This window comes from Corynebacterium bovis DSM 20582 = CIP 54.80 (assembly GCF_030408615.1).
GTDB lineage: Bacteria > Actinomycetota > Actinomycetes > Mycobacteriales > Mycobacteriaceae > Corynebacterium > Corynebacterium bovis.
Genome location: NZ_CP047187.1, coordinates 2,274,261 through 2,295,043 on the forward strand (window position 1 = coordinate 2,274,261; position 20,783 = coordinate 2,295,043).

Consider the following 20,783-nt stretch of genomic DNA (forward strand, 5'->3'; position numbering starts at 1 on the left):
GGTCGGCGGGGGCGTCAGCGGCCGGGGTCAGCGCTCGTCGTCGGAGGCGGCGTCGTCCCTCCCCCGGTCATCCGAGGCGGTGTCCCCGTCGCGCTCGGCCGGGTGGATCCACAGGGACTCCACGCCGTCGGCCGCGTGCGGATCGGTGTCGACCATGACGACGTCACCGTCGCGGATCTCCCCGGAGAGCAGCTTCTTCGCCAGGGCGTCACCGATGGACTTCTGGATGAGCCGGCGCAACGGCCGGGCGCCGTACGCCGGGTCGAAGCCCTTCTCCGCGAGCCACGCCCGCGCCCCGTCGGAGACCCGGAGGACGAGCCGCCGCGTCGCCAGCCGGTCGGCGAGCTGCCGCACCTGGATGTCGACGATCCCGGCGAGCTGCTCGGTCGAGAGGCTGCTGAAGATCACGACGTCGTCGAGCCGGTTGATGAACTCCGGCTTGAACGCGGCCTTCACCGCGTCCATGACCTGCTCGTCCGTCCCGCCGGCACCGAGGTTCGACGTGAGGATGAGGATCGTGTTGCGGAAGTCCACGGTCCGGCCCTGTCCGTCGGTCAGGCGCCCCTCGTCGAGAACCTGGAGCAGCACGTCGAAGACGTCCGGGTGGGCCTTCTCCACCTCGTCGAAGAGGACGACGGTGTACGGCCTGCGGCGGACGGCCTCGGTGAGCTGGCCGCCGGCGTCGTACCCGACGTACCCCGGAGGCGCCCCGACGAGCCGGGCGACGGAGTGCTTCTCCCCGTACTCGGACATGTCGATGCGCACCATCGCGTGCTCGTCGTCGAAGAGGAACTCCGCGAGCGCCTTGGCGAGCTCGGTCTTGCCGACGCCCGTCGGGCCGAGGAAGAGGAACGACCCCGTCGGACGGTTCGGGTCGTCCACCCCGGCGCGGGAGCGCCGGACGGCGTCGGACACCGCCTCGACCGCACGGTCCTGGCCGACCACCCGGCCGGCGAGCGCCGTCTCCATCGCGAGGAGCTTCTCCGTCTCGCCCTGGAGCATCTTGCCCGCGGGCACGCCGGTCCACGCGCTGACGACCTCGGCGATCGTGTCCGGGGTGACCTCCTCGGTGAGCATCATCTCGCCCTGGGTCGCGGCGACGCGGTCCTCCGCCTCGGCGACCTTCTTCTCCAGGTCGGGGATGCGGCCGTAGCGCAGCTCCGCGACCTTGGCGAAGTCACCGTCGCGCTCGGCGATCTCGGACTCGTTCCGGTAGTGGTCGAGCTCCTCCTTCGCCTCGCGGAGCGTGTCGATGACGCCCTTCTCGTTCTCCCAGCGCGCCGTGAGCCCGGACAGCTTCTCCCGCTCGTCGGCGAGTTCGCTGCGCAGGTGCTCCAGGCGGTCCTTCGACGCGGCGTCCGACTCCTGCTCGAGGGCCATCTCCTCGATCTCGAGGCGGCGGACGACGCGTTCGACCGTGTCGATCTCCTCCGGGCGGCTGTCGATCTCCATCCGGAGCCGCGAGGCGGCCTCGTCGACGAGGTCGATGGCCTTGTCCGGGAGGAACCGGCTCGTGATGTAGCGGTCCGAGAGGGTCGCGGCCGCGACGAGGGCGGAGTCCTGGATCCGCACGCCGTGGTGGACCTCGTAGCGCTCCTTGAGGCCACGGAGGATGCCGATGGCGTCCTCGACCGTCGGCTCACCGACGTAGACCTGCTGGAAGCGGCGTTCGAGCGCGGCGTCCTTCTCGATGTACTTCCGGTACTCGTCGAGTGTCGTCGCCCCGACGAGGCGCAGCTCACCCCGGGCGAGCAGCGGCTTGATCATGTTCCCGGCGTCCATCGCGGAGTCGCCCGTCGCACCGGCACCGACGATGGTGTGGAGCTCGTCGATGAAGGTGATGATCTCGCCGTCGGCCTCCTTGATCTCGTCGAGCACGGCCTTGAGCCGCTCCTCGAACTCGCCCCGGTACTTCGCACCGGCGACCATCGAGCCGAGGTCGAGGCTCACGAGCTTCTTGCCGCGCAGGGACTCCGGGACGTCGCCGGCGACGATGCGCCGGGCCAGCCCCTCGACGATGGCGGTCTTGCCGACGCCGGGCTCGCCGATGAGGACCGGGTTGTTCTTCGTCCGGCGGGACAGGACCTGGATGACCCGGCGGATCTCCTGGTCACGCCCGATGACGGGGTCGATGCGGCCCTCGCGGGCGCGGGCGGTGAGGTCGGTGGAGTACTTCTCCAGGGCCTGGAACTGGCCCTCGGGCTCCTCGGTCGTCACCCGGCGGTTGCCGCGCACGGCCTCGAGGGCACCGCGGACGGCCTCGGCCGTCGCGCCGAGCTCGTGGAGCGCCGTCGCGGCGTCGGACGTGCCGGCGGCGATGGCGGCGAGGAGCACCTCGGTGGAGACGTAGGTGTCACCGAGGGACTCGGCGAGCTCCTGGCCGGCGGTGAGGGCGTTGAGGCTGTCCCGGGTGAACTGGGGGTTCGCCATGCCGCCGCCGGTGGCCGTCGGGTAGGAGTCGACGAGCTGCCGGCCCCGGGCGAGGACGGCGTTGACGTCGACACCCGCGGTCTCGAGGACCGGGCGGGCGATGGAGTCCTCGGGCTCGAGGAGGGCGACCATGAGGTGCGCCGGACGGATGTCCGGGTTCCCCTTGGCGCTGGCGGACTGGAGGGCGGCCTGCATGGCCTCCCTCGTCATCGTGGTGGGGGTGAAGTTGGTCATCTGCGATGTCCTTTCGTCGGTCGACCCCGCGCGACCGGGCCGTCTCCGGGGAGGGGCGGGGTCTGCGCGCACAGCTGCGAATTCCACACCGGCCCCGCTCCGGGACCGGCCTGACCCGACGGGGCAACGTTGCCGGTGTCCAGGGTAGTGCGGTCGCGGGGGGCGGGGACGGCGGTGATCGTGTCGGCCCGGGCCGTCCGGGCCGTCCGGTCCGTCCGGGCTGTCTCGTCTGACGGATCTGTCGTCACCCTGTGCAACGCACCCGGGGTTGAGTCTGTTCCGCTCAATTCTCCGAATTCCTGTGATGTGTGTCACATCCGGCGGGCGGGGCCTGGCCACCCCCGGGCCCGACGACCACCCGCCGGGGCGACCGGCGGCGGGACCTTTGGCACAATAGGACCGTGAACTGGAGCGGAACTGACAGCGGGTGGCCCACGGCCGCACCGGCCGACCTCCCCGCCGCGGTCGCCGTCGCGCGCGACCGCGCGGAGGAGATCCTGCGCCGGGCGGTGGAGCACTACACCCGGACCGCGCCGCCTCCCCTGGACGTCCACCAGCCGGGCCCCGCCGACGGCCCGGACCTCCCGCCGGAGACCGCCCCGCGACCCGACCCGCAGCTGCTCCTCCGCGTCGCCCGGCGGGCCCTCGACGGCCTCACCCCCGCCGGCGACTTCACCCGCCCCGCCGCGGACCTCCTCACCGCCCTCGGCCGGGACCTGCGCAAGTACGGCGTCGGCGTCCCGCACCACGAGGCCGCCGCGGAGTCCCTCATCCGCGCCGTGTGCGCGACCTTCGGGGTGCCCGCGCCCGGCTCGCCCACCCCGGACGGCCCCCACGGCCGGCACGGTCGGCACGGCCGGCACGGCAGGGACGACGACGACCCCTCCGCCGGCACCGCCCCCGCCACCGCCGGCGCCCCCACCACCGACGCCGCCGACGCCCCCGCCCCGGGCCCGGTCACCGGCGTGACCTACGCCGAGGCCGAACGCCTCGGCATCTCCGCCGGCACCGCCGAACTCCTCCAGGCCACGGAACTCGCCGTCCACCTCGCCGCGCTCGGCGCGACCGAGGACGCCGACCACGGCCAGCCCGCCACCGCCGGGGCGGAGGTCCTGGAGGTCGAACGCCGCTCCGCGGAGGTGACCGTCGTCCGGCTCCGCCTCACCCCTCCCCTGACGTGGTACGCGGGGCAGTACGTCGAGGTCCGCACCCCCCGGGCCCCCGGGGTGTGGCGGCACCTCTCCCCCACCTTCCCCGGCAACCCCGAGGGGCTCGTGGAGTTCCAGGTGCGCACCGTCCCGGGCGGGACCTTCTCCCCGACCGTGCCGGAGACCCGGCCCGGCGACCGGTGGGTCGTCGCGAACCCGGCCGGCGACCTCGCGGTGAGCGGCGACCGGGACGTACTCATGATCGCCGGCGGCACCGGCCTCGGCCCGTTGCGCGCGCTGATCCTCGACATGTCGCGGACGCCCGGGTCACCGGCCGTCGACGTGTTCTACGGCGCGCGCTACCCCGGCGAGCTCGTCGAACTCACCGGGATGCTCGGCTTCGCCGACGCCCACCCCTGGCTCACCGTCACCCCCGTCGTCGAGCACCGGGAGGACGCCCCCGGGGTCATGCTCAGCCGCCACCGCCTGCCCGAGCACGACCCGGCGACGATGCAGGCGGGGACGCTCGCCGAGGTCGTCACCGCCGCCGGGCCGTGGACCGGACGGGAGGTCCTCGTCTGCGGCAGCCCGGCGATGGTGCGCGCGACGGTGGAGGCGCTCGTCGGGAACGGGGTGGACCCCTCCCTCATCCGCCACGACCCCCTCATCTGAGCCCGGATCAGCCCCGGACCGGGCGGGCCGGGTCAGCCGACCGCGCTGTCCCGACCGTGCCCGTGGAGCACCGGGAGGGTCTTGCGCACCCGGTCGACCTGGTTCGGGTCGATGTCCACCATGAGCACCTGGGCGACGTACCCCGTCTCCGCGAGGCGTGCCCCGTCGGGCCCCATGATGACCGAGTGCCCGATGCCGGTCGGGCCGTCGTTCTGACCGTACCGGTCCGACGTCCCCGGACGGGCCTGACCTGCGGCGACGAGGTAACACGTGGAGTCCAGGGCCCGGGCCGCGGTGAGGGTCCGCCACTGGTCGAGCTTGCCGGGGCCGTCGGTCCAGGAGGTGGGGACGACGACGACCGTCGCCCCGGCCTCGGCCAACGCGATGAAGTGGTTCGGGAAGCGGATGTCGAAGCACGTGGCCAGGCCGACGGTCGTCCCGCCGACGTCGAAGGTGACCCGGCGGCCCCCGGGCTTGACCGTGTCCGACTCCCGGTACCCGAAGGCGTCGAACGTGTGGATCTTGTCGTAGTGCGTCGTCCCCTCCGGGCCGGCGACGAGGAGCGTGTTGTAGACCCGGCGGAACCGGTTCGCCTCACCGGAGCCCTCGACCGGGTCCTCCTTGAGGTCCCCGGCCGGCTGCCGGTACACCGTGTCCGCCGGGGTGAACATGCCGACGACGGCCGTGACGTCGTTCTCCTCCGCCGACCGCCGCACGGCCCGGGCGAACGGGCCGTCGAGCGGCTGGGCGACCATGTCCAGACGCCCCGAGTCGAAGGGGAACATCGCCGCCTCGGGGAAGACCACGAGGTCCGCGCCGTTCTTCGCCGATGCCGCGATGTAGCGGCGGATCGTGCGGAGGTTGGCGTCGACGTCCGGCTCGGAGTTCATCTGGATGACCGCGATACGCATGGGCCCTAGGGTAGCTGCGCCGGGAGGGGCGCGCCGGAGCCCGGCGTGGCGGACCCGGGGGCGGGGGCGACGGAACCCGGTGCCGGAGCGGGCGCGGGGGCCGGTGCCGGGGCCGGGGCGGTGTCCGGGCGGACGACGGACGGGGCGTCCTGCCCCGGCTCGACGGACACGACCGCACCGTCCGCGCCGAGGGTGACCCGGGAGCTCATCGCGGCGGGCAGGTTGACGCGCTGCCAGCCCTGGGAGGAGGCGTCCAGCGGGAAGCCGGAGTCGATCTCCGTCGCGGCGATGACCGCGCGCCGCTGCTCCGGGGTGAGGTCGGGGAACGCGGTGACGAGCAGGGCCTCGGCGTTCTCCGGGACGACCGGCGCGTCACCGCCGGGCGTGACGCGGTCGAAACCGTAGGTCATGCGCGCGCGGTACGCGTCGAGCGCGGACGCCCGGCCGGTGACGGGTGCCGTCGAGACCGGGTCGGTGAACGCGTTCGTGTACCCGCCGGTGTCCGCGGCGCCGGTGTCGCGGATGCAGTCCGCGAGGGTCGCGCCGTGGCCGTCCGCCGCGCACCGGCCGGTGAGGTAGTCCGTGAGCTCCGCGCGGGCGGGCAGGAGCACGCCCGTGACGTAGTCCGGGGAGGACAGGGTGGAGGCCGTGTTGACGTGGCCGGTGATGCGGCCGCCCATGATGTCGAGGGCGTAGTGGACGCCGAGGACGACGCGGTTGTTGCCCGCCTCCGACGCCCGGGTGACGACCTGGGGGCCGAGCTCCGGGAGCAGCTCGGCGAGCTCGAGGCCGATGCCGTAGGCGAAGGTCGTGTGCCCGGAGGGGAAGGCCTGGTTGATGCCCTTCACGCCCTTCGGACCGGTGCCCGCGTAGATGTCATACTCCGCGGAGTGCGGCTCGTCGGAATCCGGCTTCGTGCCCCAGTCGTCGATGCGGTGGATGTCCAGCTCCGGGGCGAGGCCGCGCAGGTCGTTCTCGCCGTTGCGGCTGCGGTCGCCGACGGAGCCCTTCTCCTTGTCGCCCGTCCGGAGGAAGGGGCGCGGGTAGTTGAAGTCCTGCTTCGCCGTGCCGGTCGTCGAGGACTTCCCGGCCTGGGCGATCGCGTCCGCCGTGAGGGGCAGGCGGCCCTCGGCCACGCCGTCGAGGAGGTAGCCGCCAAGGACCGGCCCGAGGGCGTCGCCGAGGGTCTCGCGCCAGTCCATGTCCGCGTCGGTGAGCGCGCGGTGGGCCTGGTCGACGTCCGCGGCACCGGCGTGGTTGACACCGACGGTGACCTCGTCGTTCCGGCCGAGGACCGCCGCGCCGGACGGGGTGACGTCGCCGCGGAAGGCGGTGGTCCGGATGCCGTCCTCGGAGGAGCCGTCGGCGACGGCGGGGGTCCACCAGTCGTAGTACTGGCCGAGCAGGGCGGTGCGGTTCGGGTCGAGGTTGTCGGCGGGGGCGGTCGCGTCAGGCGCGGCGGGGGCGGTGGGGGCGGGGGCCGCAGGGGCCGACGCACCCGCCAGTGGCACAGCGGTCACAGCCATTCCGAGCGCAAGGCTGGCGGCACAACAGGCCGTGGTCAGGGATTTCACTGCTTTCATGTGACCTTTTCTCTCCTCATGTGACACAGCTGAAATATTGCTGTCCGCATGAGTATGGCGGGCCGTGGTGAACGCGTGGTGAACCCGAGGTTGAATACTGAAGGACAGTGTCGGTCAGGTTGTCCACAGGCCTGCGGACGACCCCGGGCGGACTGTCCGGGGTCCCGGCTACGGTGGTGGCAGCACAGACGGAGCACGCAGACCGGACACAGGGGACGCGGCGGTCACGGTAGGCCGCGGCGGTGATCCCGGACAGGGGGACAGATGCAGGGGGACCGGACGGACACGGGCCGGGTGACCGGGGCGCCGGGGGTCAGGGTGCCGGAACGCGGGGGCCGGCCGGCAACACCACCGGGGGTGGTGGCGGCCGCGCCGGGGACGGGCCCGTCCGACGCGGGGACCGGCCCGGCCGCGGGGACGCTCGTCGTCGACCCCGGGGCCCTCCTCCGGCGGGCCGGGGAGATCCGGGCGGTGACCTCCCGCCCCCTCACCGCGCCGGGGACGGCACCGATGCCGGGCGGGGAGCTCACCGCGGCCCTCGCGGCGCTGGCCGACCGGGTGGTGGACACCGCCGCCGCGCACACCGGCGTCGCCGCCGCCCTGGCCGACGACCTCGCCGCGTTCACCCGCGCGGTCCTCGGCGCGGACGCCCTCGACGCGCCGGGGGCACGCCCGTGAGTGCGGTGGGGATCGCCGGGATCACCGGCCTCGTCCCGGACCGCGCGCTGCCCGACGGGTGGCACGCCGCCGGGGCCGACCTGCGGACCCGGGGCGGGGAGCTGCGCGTCGCGAGCCGGTGGCCGTCGTGGAGCGGGCGCAGCGCCGACGCCGCCGCCGCGCGACTGCGGGTCATCGCCGACGACCTCGACGTCACCGGGGCCGCCGTGGGCGTCGTCGCGGTCGTCGTCGAGGCCCACGTCGCGGCACTCGCCCTCATCCGGGCGACGGTCACCGCCGCCCTCGCCCTCGCCCGGGTCGCGGGACTCACCGTCGGGGACGACGGCACCCTCACCGGCCCCGGCCCCGCCACGGCCGGACCCGGGGCGGTGATCGGACCGGTCCTCCGCGCGGCGGTCCGCGCGGTCGCGGCCGCGGACGGGCTCGCGGCCCGGACGGTCACCCTCGCGGTGCCCCCGCCGGCGCCGGTGTCCACCGCACCGCTGGCGTTGGCGTCGACGTCGCCCGACCCGGTGACCGCCGCCCGCGACACCCTCACCGCGCGGGGCCTGGACCTGCCCGTCACGGTGCTGGGGGCCGACGGCACCCCCGACCCCGGCGGCGACCCGGGGCCGGGCGCCCGGCGCGCCGTCGTCGTCGGCGACCCGGACACCGCGGCGACGGTGACGACGCTGGTCAGCGGCGTCGGCTCGACGGGTCCGGGCGGGGACGCGACGGCCGCGGCGTGGGCGGCGTCCCTCGCCCGCCCGGACCACGCGGTCGTCGCCTGGCAGGGGTACGACGCCCCGACGTCCCTGTCCGCCGCCGTCGCCGACGCCCCGGCCGTCGCCGGGGGCCGGACGCTGCGGGAGTTCCAGCGCTCGCTCCGCGCGCGTCACCCGCGGGCGCGGCTCACCGTCACCGGGTACAGCTACGGGTCCGTCGTCGTCGGCCGGGCGGCCGGCGACCGCGCCGACCCCCTCGAGGCGGACGGGGTGACCCTCGAGGGCAGCCCCGGGGTCGACGCCGCGTCGGCCGCGGACCTGCGCCTCCACGCGACGGACGGCCGGCCGGAGGTGCAGGTCCGGCGGTTGCCCGGCGACCTCATCCGGCTGGCCACCGGGCCCGTCGCCGGGGTCCACGGCCGCGACCCGGCCTCACCGGCGTTCGGGGCCGCCGGGGGTGCGACGTCGGCGGCCGAGGACCTCCGCGACCGGCTGCTCGACGGCTACCTGTGGTCCCGGTCGGAGTGGGCCGCGCACGGGGGCTACCGGGCCCTCACCGACCCGGGCGTCGGGGACCCCGCCGGTGCGGGTGGCGGGGACGGGGACGCTACCGGGGCCGCGGCTCCGGCGGACGGGGCGGGCACCGGTCCGGGCGGAGGCGGCACGGGGCCGGGCAGGGTCAGTGGCCCGGGCTCCGGCGGAACCGCACCCGCGCCCGCTCGACCACCGCCGTGACGGTGGCCGCGTCCGCGACGGAGACCGTCGTCGTCCGGCCGCCGTCCTCGATGAACGTCACCCGGCCGTGCGGCCGCGCCGGCCCGGCCTCGTACACCCACGTCCGCGCCGCGGGCGACCACGCGCCCGTGCGCCCCGGACGGTCGGCGGGACGGACGCGCCGCAGGGAGGACAACGGGACCACGCGGGTGAGGCGGAACGCCCCGGGGTTGACGACGACCACGTCCGGCTGGACCTCAAGGACGACCGGGAACACCGCCCGGTGGACGGGGACCGCAGCCACCGCGAGGAGCAGGCACAACGCCGTGCCCGCCGGGAGGTGCCGCTGGACGCACACCCACGCGAGCCCGAGGGCCAGGACGGCGACCGCGACGGCGGCGACCGGTGCCCACACCGGGCCCGGGACCGTCGACCGGTACAGCACGCGGGTCGCGCCGCGGGTGCCACGGGTGTCGGGGGGACCCGGCCGGTCCCCGTCCGGGCCGGTCCTGCGCAGCTCATCCACGGCGTCAACGTAGCACGCGCCCGGCCGGCCACCCGGGCGCTCCACGCCCTAGAATCCGGACCATGCCCCGCAGGTCACCACAGCCGCCACGCACACCGCACACCCCCGCGCCACCCGCGTCGCCCCACGCCGGGTCCACCACCGACCCCGCCCCCGCCGCCGACACGACCCCGCCGACGTACCGGGTCATCGTCGTCGGCGCGGGCCAGGCGGGGCTCGCCGCCGCGCACGCCCTCGTCCGCCGGGGCCACACCCCGGGCGAGGACATGCTCGTGCTCGACTCCGGCGAGGGGCCTGGCGGGACCGCTGGGACTCCCTGACCCTCGGCCGCGCCCACGCCGTCGCCGACCTGCCCGGCCTCCCGCTCGGCGAACCCGACCCGTCGGTCCCCGCCTCCCGCGTCGTCAGCGACTACTACGGCCGCTACGAGGAGCTGTTCGGCCTCCACGTCGTCCGCCCCGCGACGGTCGTCGCCGTCCACTCCCTGTCCCGGTCCGCGGACGACGGCACGGACGACCTCAGCGGCGACCTCGAACTGACCGTCGTCGTCGACGGGCGGTGCCGGCGCTACCGCACCCGCCGCCTCATCAACGCCACCGGCACGTGGACCCACCCGTACATCCCCCACGTCCCCGGCATCGCCGACTTCCGCGGCCGCCAACTCCACACCGTGAACTACACGAGGAAGGAGGATTTCGCAGGTCAGCGCACCGTCGTCGTCGGCGGCGGGGCGAGTGCGGTCCAGTTCCTCCTCGAACTCGCCCCGGTGACGGACACGCTGTGGGCGACGCGCCGCCCGCCGGACTTCACCCACCGCGAGTTCACCCCGACCTGGGGCCGGGACGTGGAGTCCGCCGTCCGCGACCGCACGGCCTCGGGCCTGCCCCCGGCGTCCGTCGTCCGGACCACGGGCATCGCGATGCTCGACACGTACCTCGCCGGCGTCGCCGACGGCACCCTCGTCAGCCGGGGGATGTTCGACCGCATCCTCCCCGACGGCGTCCACTTCCCCGCCCGCGACCCGGAGTGGCACGGCGGCAGCGGCGGCTACGGCCCGGCCGCCGCGGACAGCCTCGCCGTCCCGGAGAGCTGGCGGCCCTTCACGACGGACACGACGGAGCAGGTCGACGTCATCTTCTGGAACACCGGCTTCCGGCCGGCCCTCGGGCACCTCGCACCCCTGCACCTCCGCGGGCACGGCGGCGGGATCCGCATGGCGGACGAGGTCACCCCGGCGGCGGACCCGCGGGTGCTGCTCGTCGGCTACGGGTCGACCGCCTCGACGGTCGGGGCGACGCGGGCGGGCCGGCTCGCGGGGAAGGCGGCGTCGTCCCCCCTCGACACCTCCCCCCACGACCCGGACTGATCCGCCGACCCCGCCCCCGCCCGGCCGCGCGCCCCACCCCACCACCACCCCACCACCACCGCGGCACCACCGACCACCACCGACCCGGCCCGGCCGCCCCCCCGGCTGGCTACGCTGGTCCGCATGTCACCGAGCACAGGCCTGACGACCACGACGACCCGCCGCCACGGGCACACCGTCCACGAGCACCTGCTCACCGCCCCGCTGGACCACCGGGCCCCCGACCCCCGCCGCATCGACGTGTACGCGCGCGAGTACGTCGCCGACGGCGGCGCCGACCGGCCCGCCCTGCTCTTCCTCCAGGGCGGCCCCGGCTGCCCCTCCCCCCGGCCCACCGCCCCGACCGGCACCCCCGGCGGCTGGCTCGGCGAGGCCCTCCGCCACTGGCGGGTCATCCTCCTCGACCAGCGCGGCACGGGCCGCTCCACCCCCGTCGACGCGGCGGACCCGACGTCCCTCGGCGCCACCCCGGCCGAGCAGGCGGAGTACCTCACCCACCTGCGCGCGGACGACATCGTCCGGGACGCCGAACTGCTCCGCCACGCCCTCATCGCCGACGGCCACCTCCCCGACGCCCCGTGGGCGCTCCTCGGACAGTCCTTCGGCGGGTTCTGCATCACGACGTACCTCTCCGTCGCCCCGCAGGGTGTCGCCGAGGCGTACCTCACCGGCGGGCTGCCCGGCTTCGCCGACGACCCGCACACCCGCGTCGACGACGTCTACCGCGCGACGTACGCCCGCACCGCCGTCCGCAACCGCCGCTTCCACCGCCGGGTGCCGTGGGCCGCCGGGCGCGTCCGGGAGGTCTGCGCCCACCTCGACGACCACGACGAACGCCTCCCGTCCGGGGAGCGGCTGAGCTCCCGGCGGTTCCGCACGGTCGGCATGTCCCTCGGCCGGACCGGCGGCGTCGACACCCTCGCCTACCTCCTGGAGGACCCGTTCCGGACGGTCCGCGGGGAACGCCGGCTGGGCACCCCGTTCCTCGCCCGCACGGCGGCGATGCTCGACCTGCGGGAGACGCCGCTGTACGCCGTCCTCCACGAGTCGATCTACGGCCAGGACACGGCGACCGCGTGGTCCGCCGACCGGCTGCGGGCCACGGCCGGGGACGACGACGGCATCGCCGCGGGCTTCGCCGAGGACCTCGCGGGGACCGGGGACGACCCGGTGTTCCTCACCGGCGAGCACTTCTTCCCCTGGCACCTCGAGGAGGACCCCGCCCTGCGGCCGTGGCGGGACGTCGCGGAGATCCTCGCCCGGAAGGACGACTGGACGCCGCTGTACGACGCCGCGGCGCTGCGGGCCGTCGACGTGCCCACCGCGGCGGCCGTGTACCTCGACGACATGTTCGTCCCCCACGACCTGTCCACCGCGACCGCCGAGCTCATCGGCGCGGACGGCACCCCGCTGCGCCCCTTCGTGACGAACCTGTGGGAGCACAACGGCATCGGCGTCGACGGGGCCGGGATCCTGCGCCGTCTCCGCCAGTTGGCGCACGACCACTGACCGGGTTAGGTTCTACTCCGTGAGTTCAGCTGATAGTGGGGATTCCCCAGCACTTGTCGACGCCGCCGGCGCGGGTGCCGGTCCGGGTGCCGGTGCCGGTGCCGGGTCCGGCGCGTCCGGGTCGGGGTCGACGGCGACCGCCGCGGCCCGCACCGTCGGCACGGTGCGTCTCGGCACGCTCGTGTCCCTCATCGTCGGCTCGTGCGTCGGCGCGGGGATCTTCGCCCTGCCGCAGAACATCGCCGGCGCCGCCGGGCCGGGGGCCGCGGCCGTCGGCTGGCTCGTCACCGGCGTCGGGATGCTGTGCGTCGCCTTCGTCTTCCAGGCCCTCGCCCACCGCAAACCCCACCTGGACTCCGGCGTGTACGCCTACGTCCGCGCCGGCCTCGGCGACTTCGTGGGCTTCTCCAGCGCGTGGGGGTACTGGCTGGGCACGATCATCGCCCAGGTCGGCTACGCCACCCTCTTCTTCAGCTCCCTCGGGTTCTTCGTCCCGGTGTTCGACGGCGACCACCCGCTCGTCCAGTCGCTCGCCGTCTCCGCGCTGACGTGGGGGATCTTCCTCATCCTCTCCCGGGGCGTGCACCAGGCCGCGATCCTCAACGTCGTGACGACGGTGAGCAAGATCCTGCCGATCCTCGTCTTCCTCGGCGTCGTCGTCCTCGTCGGCTTCCACACCGAGTACTTCACCGCCGACGTGTGGGGCCGGGCGGCGACGTTCGGGGCCGGCGGCGACGAGGCCCGGTCCTTCACCGACCAGGTCAAGGGCACGATGCTCTTCACCGTGTGGACGTTCATCGGCGTCGAGGGCGCCAGCACGTACTCGCGGCGGGCCCGCAGCCGCCGGGACGTGTCCGTCGCGACGTTCCTCGGGTTCCTCGTCGTGTTCGCCCTGCTCGTCGCCGTGAGCCTCCTGTCCTACGGCGTCGTCCCCCGCGAGGAGCTCGCGGCGATGGGCGACAACTCCATGGCCGAGGTCCTCCGGGCCGTCGTCGGGCCGTGGGGCGCGGGGCTCATCTCCGCGGGGCTGTGCATCTCCGTCCTCGGCGCGTACGTGTCCTGGCAGATGCTGTGCGCGGAACCCGTGACGCTCATGGCGCAGGACGGGCTGCTGCCCCGGGTCGTGGGCCGGACGAACCGCGCCGGCTCCCCCGTCGCCGCCCAGTTCATCTCCGCGCTGGTCATCCAGGTGTTCATCGTCGTGTTCTACCTCAACCAGGCGACGTACACGACGATGGTGCAGCTGGCGACCTCCCTCTACCTCGTGCCCTACGTCTTCTCCTCCCTCTACCTGCTCTTCCTCTGCACCCGGGGCGAGGGGATCCAGCACCCCGACGCCGGGCGGAAGTTCGACCTGTCCGGGCCGGCCGTCCCGGCCGGGACGAACCGGGTGCACCTCGTGCTCGGCGCCGTCGGGTTCCTCTACTCCCTGTGGCTCATCTACGCCGCCGACCTGCGGTTCGTGCTCCTCGGCACGCTGCTCATGCTGCCCGGCGCGGTCGTGTACACGCTGACCCGGCTCGCCGCCGGCGGGCGGGTGTTCAACCGCTTCGAGTGGGTCGTCGTCACGGTCATCGTCGGTGCGGCCGTCGTCGCCCTGGCCCTCCTCCTCACCGGCAACCTCTCCCTCTGACGCGGACGCGGCACCCCACACCTCACGCCGGGCCCCACGACCCCCCGCGGTGACGTCGCCCCGATTCCTCCCCGCGCAGCCCCCGGGGTAGCCTGACCGGACATTCACGATCCGCCGGGAGTCCCCACCGTGCACCTACTGCGCCTCCTGACGATGCGCTCACGGCCGTACGCCGTGTACGTCGCCGCCGTCCTCGTCCTCCAGCTGGCGTCCACCCTCGCCACGCTGTACCTGCCGACCCTCAACGCCCGGATCATCGACCGGGGCGTCGCCGTGGGCGACGTGGACTACATCCGGCGGACGGGCCTGGTCATGCTGGGCGTCGCCCTCCTCCAGGTCGTCACCGCCGTCGCCGCGGTGTGGTTCGGCGCGCGCACCGCGACGGGAATCGGCCGTGACCTGCGGCGGGACGTGTACCGCGCGGTGTCGCGGTTCGGGGCGGAGGACACGGACCGGTTCGGGGCGGCGACGCTCATCACCCGGGGGACGAACGACGTCCAGCAGGTGCAGACCGTCTCGGTCATGATGCTCAACCTCATGGTCATGGCGCCGATCATGTCGGTCGGCGGGATCGTCATGGCGGTGCGGGAGGACGCGGGCCTGTCGTGGCTGGTGTGGGTGGCCGTCCCGGTGCTCGTTGTCGTCGTGGGCGCGCTGGTCGCCCGGCTCATGCCGATGTTCACGCTGATGCAGGACCGGCTGGACGCCGTGAACGGGGTGCTGCGCGAGCAGATCACGGGCATCCGGGTCGTCCGCGCCTTCGTCCGGGAGGACCACGAGGTGCGGCGGTTCGGGGAGGCGAACGACCGGATCACGGCCCTGTCCCTGTCGATCGGGCAGGTGTTCGTGCTCATGGGCCCGGTCATCACGATGATCCTGCACGTCGCCACGGCGTCGGTGCTGTGGTTCGGCGGGCACCGCGTCGCCGACGGGGCGATGGAGGTCGGCTCCCTCACCGCCTTCATCCAGTACCTCCTCCAGATCCTCACCGCGGTGATGATGGGCACGTTCATGGCGATGATGCTGCCGCGGGCGGTGATCTGCGCCCGGCGCATCGCCGAGGTGCTCGACACCGAGCCCGCCGTCCGTGAGCCCGTCGACCCGGTCACCCCGGACCGGCTGGCGGGGGACGTCGAGTTCCGGGACGTGTCCTTCCGGTACCCGGGTGCGGAGGAGCCGGTGCTCTCCGGGGTCTCGTTCACCGCGCGTCCGGGGGAGGTCACGGCGGTCATCGGGGCGACGGGGTCGGGGAAGTCGACGCTGCTCACGCTCATCCCCCGGCTGTACGCGCCGACGTCCGGCGAGGTGCTCGTCGACGGCGTGTCCGTGACGGAGATGTCGCGGGAGGAGCTGAGCCGCCGGGTGGCCGTCGTCCCCCAACGGCCGTACCTGTTCTCCGGGACGATCGCGCACAACCTCCGGTTCGGGCGACCGTCGGCGACCGACGGGGAACTCTGGGACGCGCTCACCGTCGCCCAGGCCGCGGACCTCGTGCGGGACCGGCCGGGTGGGCTGGAGTCCACGGTGTCGCAGGGGGGCACGGACGTCTCCGGTGGTCAGCGGCAGCGGTTGTGCATCGCCCGCGCGCTCGTCGCACGGCCGAGGGTGCTCCTTTTCGACGACTCCTTCTCCGCGCTCGACGTCGCGACCGACGCGCGCCTCCGCGCGGCGTTGGCGCCACGGACGCGGGGGACGACGGTCATCATCGTCGCCCAGCGCGTCGCGACGATCACCGACGCCGACCGCATCCTCGTCATGGACGCCGGCCGGGTCGTCGCCGAGGGGACGCACGACGACCTGCTCGCCACGTCACCGACGTACCGGGCCATCGCGGAGTCCCAGGGGGTGGCCCGTGTCTGAGTCCCGGCTCCGCCGCGTCACCCGCCGTCCCACCGACCGCCGCACCGGGCGCGCCGACCGTACCGGACGCGCCGACCGTACCGACGGCCCCGACCTGCACGCCGCGATCAGCGACGACGAGATCTCGGAGCTCGAGGGCCTCGTCGGCACCGACCCCACCGGCGGCCCGGCCCCGCGCACCGCCCGGGCGTTCTGGCCGTCGGCGCTGCGCCTCGCCGGCCTGCTCGCCCCCGCGCGCCTGACGTTCGCGCTCGTCGTCGTGCTCGTCGTCGGCTACGTCTCCCTCAACGTCCTCGCCCCGCGTCTCATCGGCCACGCGATGGACATCATCGTCGCCGGGGTCACCGGGCGGCACTACACCGCCGGTGAGGACATGCCGGCGATGGCCCGGGCGTCCGGCGCCGTCGCGGGGCAGGGCGTGGACTTCGGCGCGCTCGGCTCCGTCATCGCCGTCGTGCTCGCCATGTACCTCGCCGCGTCCGTCCTCATGTGGGTGGAGGGGCTGCTGCTCAACCGGGTGGCGATGGACGTCGTCCACTCCCTCCGCGCGGAGGTCGAGCGCAAGCTCAACCGCCTGCCGCTGAGCTACTTCGACACCCGGCAACGCGGCGACATCCTGTCGCGGACGACGAACGACGTCGACAACATCCAGCAGGCGCTCCAGCAGGCACTGTCCCAGCTCGTGTACTCCGCGCTGACCGTCGTCGGCATCACGGTCATGATGCTCGCGGTCTCCTGGCAGCTGGCCCTCATCGCGTTCGTGGCCCTGCCCCTCACCGGCGTCGTCGTGGGCGTCATCGGCGCGCGGGCGCAGTCCCGGTTCGCCGGGCAGTGGCGGAGCACCGGCCAGCTCAACGGCCATGTCGAGGAGAGCTTCTCCGGTCACGAGCTCGTCCGGGTGTTCGGCCGGTCCGCGGACATGGAGGCGGAGTTCGACGAGCGCAACGAGCGGCTGTTCCGCACGTCGTCGTCGGCGCAGTTCCTCTCCGGGATGATGATGCCGGTCATGCAGTTCCTGTCCTACCTCAGCTACGTCGGCATCGCGGTCGTCGGGGCGCTGCGCATCGCCTCCGGGTCGCTGACCCTCGGCGAGGCGACGGCGTTCATCCAGTACTCCCGCGAGTTCAACCAGCCGCTGGGCCAGCTCGCCGGGGTGATGAACCAGCTCCAGTCCGGCGTCGCGTCGGCGGAGCGGGTGTTCGAGCTGCTCGACGCCGACGAGGAGGAGCCCGACCACCCGACACCGACGGTCGCGGGCCGGGCGACGGGGCTCGTCGAGTTCGAGGACGTGGACTTCAGCTACTCCCCCGACGCCCCGCTCATCGAGGGCCTGTCCCTCACCGTCCGGCCGGGGCAGACCGCCGCGATCGTCGGCCCGACGGGTGCGGGCAAGACGACGCTGGTCAACCTCATCATGCGGTTCTACGACGTCACGGGCGGGCGGATCCTCCTCGACGGGACGGACATCCGGGACCTGACCCGGCACGGGCTGCGCTCGCAGGTCGGCATGGTCCTCCAGGACGCGGTGCTGTTCGAGGGCACGATCCGGGAGAACATCCGGTACGGGAGGCTCGACGCGACCGACGCGGAGGTCGTCGCCGCCGCGAAGGCCGCGTACGTCGACCGGTTCGTCCACTCCCTGCCCGACGGCTACGACACGGTCGTGTCGCAGGACAGCGGCAGTCTGTCCGCCGGGGAGCGGCAGCTCGTCACGATCGCCCGGGCGTTCCTCGCCCGCCCCGCGCTGCTCATCCTCGACGAGGCGACGAGCTCGGTCGACACCCGCACCGAGCAGCTGGTCCAGCGGGCGATGGCGGCGCTGCGGCGGGACCGCACGTCGTTCGTCATCGCCCACCGGTTGTCGACGATCCGGGACGCGGACGTCATCCTCGTCATGGAGGCGGGGCGCATCGTCGAGCGGGGCACGCACGACGAGCTCGTCGCCGCCGGGGGCGCGTACGCCCGCCTCAGCGCCGACGCCTGACGGTGCGCGGCTCCCACATGACGACGGCCGTGGACCGGGGGACGTGGACGATCTCCCCGCGCCGTCGGGCCCCGGCCTGCTCGGCGGCCTGCTCGGCCTCGGCGAGGCGCCGGGCGAGCCGGTCGTTCTCCTCCTCGAGCTCCGCGACCTTCGCCTGGAGGGCGATGATCGTCTTGATGCCGGCGAGGTTCACGCCCTCGTCGTGACTGAGCCGCTGGATCTCCCGCAGCTGGTCGATGTCGCTGCGGGAGTACCGGCGACCGCCGCCCCGCGTCCGCTCCGGGGTGACGAGGCCCATCCGGTCGTACGTGCGCAGCGTCTGGGCGTGCATGCCGGTGATCTCGGCGGCGACGGAGATGACGTACACCTCCCGGTCGCCGGTGCCGCGGCCGGCCGGGCCCCGGTCACCGCCGCCGCGCGACCCGGTGCCCTCCGGGGCGGTCCCGTCCGCCGCGGTCCTGTTATCCGCGGCCCTGTTCCCCGCGGCCCTGTTCCCCGCGACCCGGTTGTCCGCGGCCCTGTTCCCCGCGGTCCTGTTATCCGCGGTGCTGTTCCCCGCGGCCCTGTTCTCCGCAGTCATCGCCGGTCACCTGCCGTCCCAGTTCGCCCGCGGGTCGAATCCGGACCGCTTCTCCTCCTCGGCGTACCGGCGCAGCGCGGACATCGCGCCCTCGTCGAGGTCCTTCGGCACGCTGACCTTCACGGTGACGAGCAGGTCGCCGCTCGCGCCGTTGCGCTTGGACACGCCCCGGCCGCGCACGCGCAGCGTCGTCCCGTCGGCCGCCCCCTGGGGGATGCGGACCCGGACGCGGGAGTCCAGCGTCGGCACGGTGATCGTCCCGCCGAGCACGAGTTCGGTGAAGCTCACCGGCACGGTGATCTCCAGGTCGTCGCCGCTGCGGGTGAACACCCGGTCGGGCCGCACGTGGACGGTGACGAAGAGGTCGCCGGCGGGGCGGCCGCGTTCACCGGCCTCGCCCTGCCCGGCGAGCCGGACCTTCTGCCCGTCGACGACGCCGGCGGGCACCCGGACGGTGATCGTGCGCGTCCGGGTGCGCCGCCCGCTGCCGCCGCAGTCCGGGCACGGGTCCTCGATGCGCGTGCCGGTGCCGGAGCAGTCCGGGCACGGCCGGGAGAACCCGAACGCGCCGCGGTTCTCCGAGACGAACCCGCTGCCGGAGCACGTCGAGCACCGGGTCGCCTCGGTGCCCGGGGCCGCGCCGGAGCCGTGGCAGGTCGTGCACGCGGCCGCGTTGGTGAGGCGGATCGGGACCGTGACGCCCTTCGTCGCCTCGCGGAAGTCGAGGGTGATCTCGGTCTCGACGTCCGCGCCCCGGGTCCTCCGGGAGGTACGACGCCCGCCTCCGCCGGCGGACGCCCCCGCCCCGGCACCGCCGTCGGCGGCCCCGCTGAACATGTCCCCGAAGAGGTCGCCGAGGCCACCGCTGAACCCGCCGCTGAAGCCGCCGCCGGTGCCTCCCCCGAAGATGTCGGAGAAGTCCGCCGTCGACCCCCCGGTGGTGAACCCGCCGGTGCCGCCGGTGCCGTAGCCGCCGCGGAAGCCCTGCCCGGCGCCGCCGAAGCCCTGGCCGGTGAAGCCGCCGGAGGCGAGCATCGCCTTGAACTCGTCGTACTCCTTGCGGTGGTCCTTGTCACCGATCACCGAGTACGCCTCGGACGCCTTCTTGAAGCGTTCCTCGGCCGCGGCGTCCCCGGGGTTCGCGTCCGGGTGGTTCTCCCGGGCGATCTTCCTGTACGCCTTCTTGATCTCGTCCGCGCCCGCCGTGGAGGAGACACCGAGATCGGCGTAGTAGTCCTTCTCGGCCCACTCCTTCTGTGCCACCTCGTGACTTCCTTTCTTCTCTCGTGCCCTCTCCGTCAGCCGGACCTGGCACACATTCTTGAGCCTAACACGCTGAACTTCTCCCTGTAACCCCAGCTCACCACGGGTTCGTGACGGCCGGCCGAGCGGTGGCGGCGGGGTGGCCCCGGTGGCGGTCAGTGCGCCCGGGCCCGTTCACCATTAGGCTCGCGACGGCACGCCCACCATGTCCGGCGGTTCCGGCACCGCGACCGTGGACCGCGACCGTGTCCCACGCCCCGGCGGCCCCGCCGGGAGGCACAGGGTCCGCCACAGTCAGCGGCGCGGCCGCCGACGGTGGCACCGAATTCCGTCCAGACCCCGGGAGCCAGCAATGACCAGCAGCACCGAGACCGAGACCGAGAGCACCACCACCGCCACGTCGACCGGCGCACCCGCCGGGGCGTCGGCCGCGACCGCCACCTCCCCCGCCGCGGGGGCGACGGCGTCGTCCACGCCGGGGGCGGTGACCATCACGGTCGACCGCATCGCCGACGGTGACGGCGGGGCGTACTTCTGGGCGATCCGCTCGGTGTCCGACGCGGTGGACTTCAGCACCGCCGGGGAGTCCCTGCCGGACGTCCTCCACCGGTTCGCCCCGGAGATCGACCAGTCGCAGGGCATCCTCTTCGCGGTCCCCCACCGGGGACTGCTCATGGCCCGGGACGTGACGTCCGGGGACCATCTCTACAACGGCATCGGGATGATGGGGCCGTACGCCGCCCGGGCGCACGACCGGTACCCGCACCCCGTGTCCCCGGAGGTCTCCGTCTGGCTCGACGGCGAGGTCACGCGGGTGACCTCGGTCGCGGCCCCCGGGGAGGGCGCGGGCGGGAGCTTCATCCACATCCACGAGGACGGCCCCCTCGCCGACCTGCTCCGCCAGGGCCGCTGAGGCCCGGGGGGCCTGAGGGCCTGAGCCGCTGAGGCCGGTCGAGACCGAGGCCCGGCCACCAGGCCGCGGCCCGGA

14 protein-coding genes and 1 pseudogene are annotated in these 20,783 nt (G+C 74.3%); 9 read left to right on the top strand and 6 right to left on the bottom strand.

Going from position 1 to position 20,783, the window contains the following annotated elements; genetic code table 11:
• Positions 1-27 precede the first annotated feature (27 nt).
• On the bottom strand, positions 28-2,664 hold the full coding sequence (clpB, locus tag CBOVI_RS09340) for an ATP-dependent chaperone ClpB (RefSeq protein ID WP_010267508.1): 2,637 nt from the start codon (positions 2,662-2,664) through the stop codon (positions 28-30).
• 401 nt (positions 2,665-3,065) lie between these two features.
• Between clpB and CBOVI_RS09345 the strand changes: the two genes are divergently transcribed.
• On the top strand, positions 3,066-4,484 hold the full coding sequence (locus tag CBOVI_RS09345; protein WP_125196979.1) for an FAD-binding oxidoreductase: 1,419 nt from the start codon (positions 3,066-3,068) through the stop codon (positions 4,482-4,484).
• A 32-nt stretch (positions 4,485-4,516) separates the two neighbouring features.
• Here CBOVI_RS09345 and CBOVI_RS09350 read toward each other — a convergent pair whose 3' ends face one another.
• Both CBOVI_RS09350 and CBOVI_RS09355 read right to left on the bottom strand, forming a co-directional pair.
• Positions 4,517-5,395, bottom strand: coding sequence for a carbon-nitrogen hydrolase family protein (locus CBOVI_RS09350; protein ID WP_010264674.1), 879 nt, complete (start codon positions 5,393-5,395; stop codon positions 4,517-4,519).
• Positions 5,396-5,400: 5 nt separating this feature from the next.
• Entirely contained in the window at positions 5,401-6,921 is a 1,521-nt protein-coding gene (locus CBOVI_RS09355) for a phosphatase PAP2 family protein (RefSeq protein WP_125196977.1), read from the bottom strand.
• Positions 6,922-7,335: 414 nt separating this feature from the next.
• On the opposite strand from CBOVI_RS09355, the gene CBOVI_RS09360 reads away from it, so the two are divergent.
• Together CBOVI_RS09360 and CBOVI_RS09365 are read left to right on the top strand one after the other, a co-directional pair.
• Complete coding sequence (locus CBOVI_RS09360; protein ID WP_290214634.1) at positions 7,336-7,656, top strand: hypothetical protein; 321 nt, start codon at positions 7,336-7,338, stop codon at positions 7,654-7,656.
• A complete protein-coding gene (locus CBOVI_RS09365) occupies positions 7,653-9,095 on the top strand; it encodes an alpha/beta hydrolase (protein WP_125196976.1) in 1,443 nt (480 codons plus the stop codon). The genes CBOVI_RS09360 and CBOVI_RS09365 overlap by 4 nt, the downstream gene beginning before the upstream one ends.
• Here CBOVI_RS09365 and CBOVI_RS09370 read toward each other — a convergent pair.
• Positions 9,040-9,600: a hypothetical protein gene (locus CBOVI_RS09370; protein WP_125186473.1), complete on the bottom strand. Its 561-nt coding sequence runs from the start codon at positions 9,598-9,600 to the stop codon at positions 9,040-9,042. The two genes, CBOVI_RS09365 and CBOVI_RS09370, sit on opposite strands and share 56 nt — an antisense overlap.
• 188 nt (positions 9,601-9,788) lie before the next feature.
• Here CBOVI_RS09370 and CBOVI_RS09375 point away from each other — a divergent pair.
• The 5 genes and pseudogenes from CBOVI_RS09375 (at position 9,789) to CBOVI_RS09395 (ending at position 17,952) form a co-directional block, all read left to right on the top strand.
• A pseudogene (locus CBOVI_RS09375) lies at positions 9,789-10,966 on the top strand (NAD(P)-binding domain-containing protein).
• A gap of 123 nt (positions 10,967-11,089) precedes the next feature.
• Positions 11,090-12,475, top strand: a complete 1,386-nt coding sequence (locus tag CBOVI_RS09380; RefSeq protein WP_010264434.1) for an alpha/beta fold hydrolase — start codon at positions 11,090-11,092, stop codon at positions 12,473-12,475.
• A gap of 163 nt (positions 12,476-12,638) precedes the next feature.
• Positions 12,639-14,108: a basic amino acid/polyamine antiporter gene (locus CBOVI_RS09385; protein WP_010264433.1), complete on the top strand. Its 1,470-nt coding sequence runs from the start codon at positions 12,639-12,641 to the stop codon at positions 14,106-14,108.
• A 129-nt stretch (positions 14,109-14,237) separates the two neighbouring features.
• Positions 14,238-15,968 carry an ABC transporter ATP-binding protein gene (locus CBOVI_RS09390; RefSeq protein WP_198484981.1) on the top strand — a complete coding sequence of 577 codons (1,731 nt, stop codon included), beginning with the start codon at positions 14,238-14,240 and terminating at the stop codon, positions 15,966-15,968.
• Positions 15,961-17,952: an ABC transporter ATP-binding protein gene (locus tag CBOVI_RS09395; RefSeq protein ID WP_010264427.1), complete on the top strand. Its 1,992-nt coding sequence runs from the start codon at positions 15,961-15,963 to the stop codon at positions 17,950-17,952. Before CBOVI_RS09390 ends, CBOVI_RS09395 begins: the two co-directional genes overlap by 8 nt.
• Here the strand turns inward: CBOVI_RS09395 and CBOVI_RS09400 are convergent.
• Both CBOVI_RS09400 and dnaJ read right to left on the bottom strand, forming a co-directional pair.
• Positions 17,936-18,319 (bottom strand): heat shock protein transcriptional repressor HspR, encoded by a 384-nt coding sequence (locus CBOVI_RS09400; protein ID WP_125173231.1) that lies wholly within the window; start codon positions 18,317-18,319, stop codon positions 17,936-17,938. The genes CBOVI_RS09395 and CBOVI_RS09400 overlap by 17 nt on opposite strands.
• 219 nt (positions 18,320-18,538) lie before the next feature.
• Positions 18,539-19,795 carry a molecular chaperone DnaJ gene (gene dnaJ / locus CBOVI_RS09405; RefSeq protein ID WP_010264421.1) on the bottom strand — a complete coding sequence of 419 codons (1,257 nt, stop codon included), beginning with the start codon at positions 19,793-19,795 and terminating at the stop codon, positions 18,539-18,541.
• Between the two features lie 352 nt (positions 19,796-20,147).
• On the opposite strand from dnaJ, the gene CBOVI_RS09410 reads away from it, so the two are divergent.
• Positions 20,148-20,708, top strand: a complete 561-nt coding sequence (locus CBOVI_RS09410; protein ID WP_029157673.1) for a hypothetical protein — start codon at positions 20,148-20,150, stop codon at positions 20,706-20,708.
• Positions 20,709-20,783 lie beyond the last annotated feature (75 nt).

Bases quoted from the DNA above. Each gene is read 5' to 3' on its own strand.
- clpB (WP_010267508.1), bottom strand. From the start codon at position 2,664: ATGACCAACTTCACCCCCACCACGATGACGAGGGAGGCCATGCAGGCC.
- CBOVI_RS09350 (WP_010264674.1), bottom strand. From the start codon at position 5,395: ATGCGTATCGCGGTCATCCAGATGAACTCCGAGCCGGACGTCGACGCC.
- CBOVI_RS09355 (WP_125196977.1), bottom strand. From the start codon at position 6,921: ATGGCTGTGACCGCTGTGCCACTGGCGGGTGCGTCGGCCCCTGCGGCC.
- CBOVI_RS09380 (WP_010264434.1), top strand. From the start codon at position 11,090: ATGTCACCGAGCACAGGCCTGACGACCACGACGACCCGCCGCCACGGG.
- CBOVI_RS09410 (WP_029157673.1), top strand. From the start codon at position 20,148: ATGACCAGCAGCACCGAGACCGAGACCGAGAGCACCACCACCGCCACG.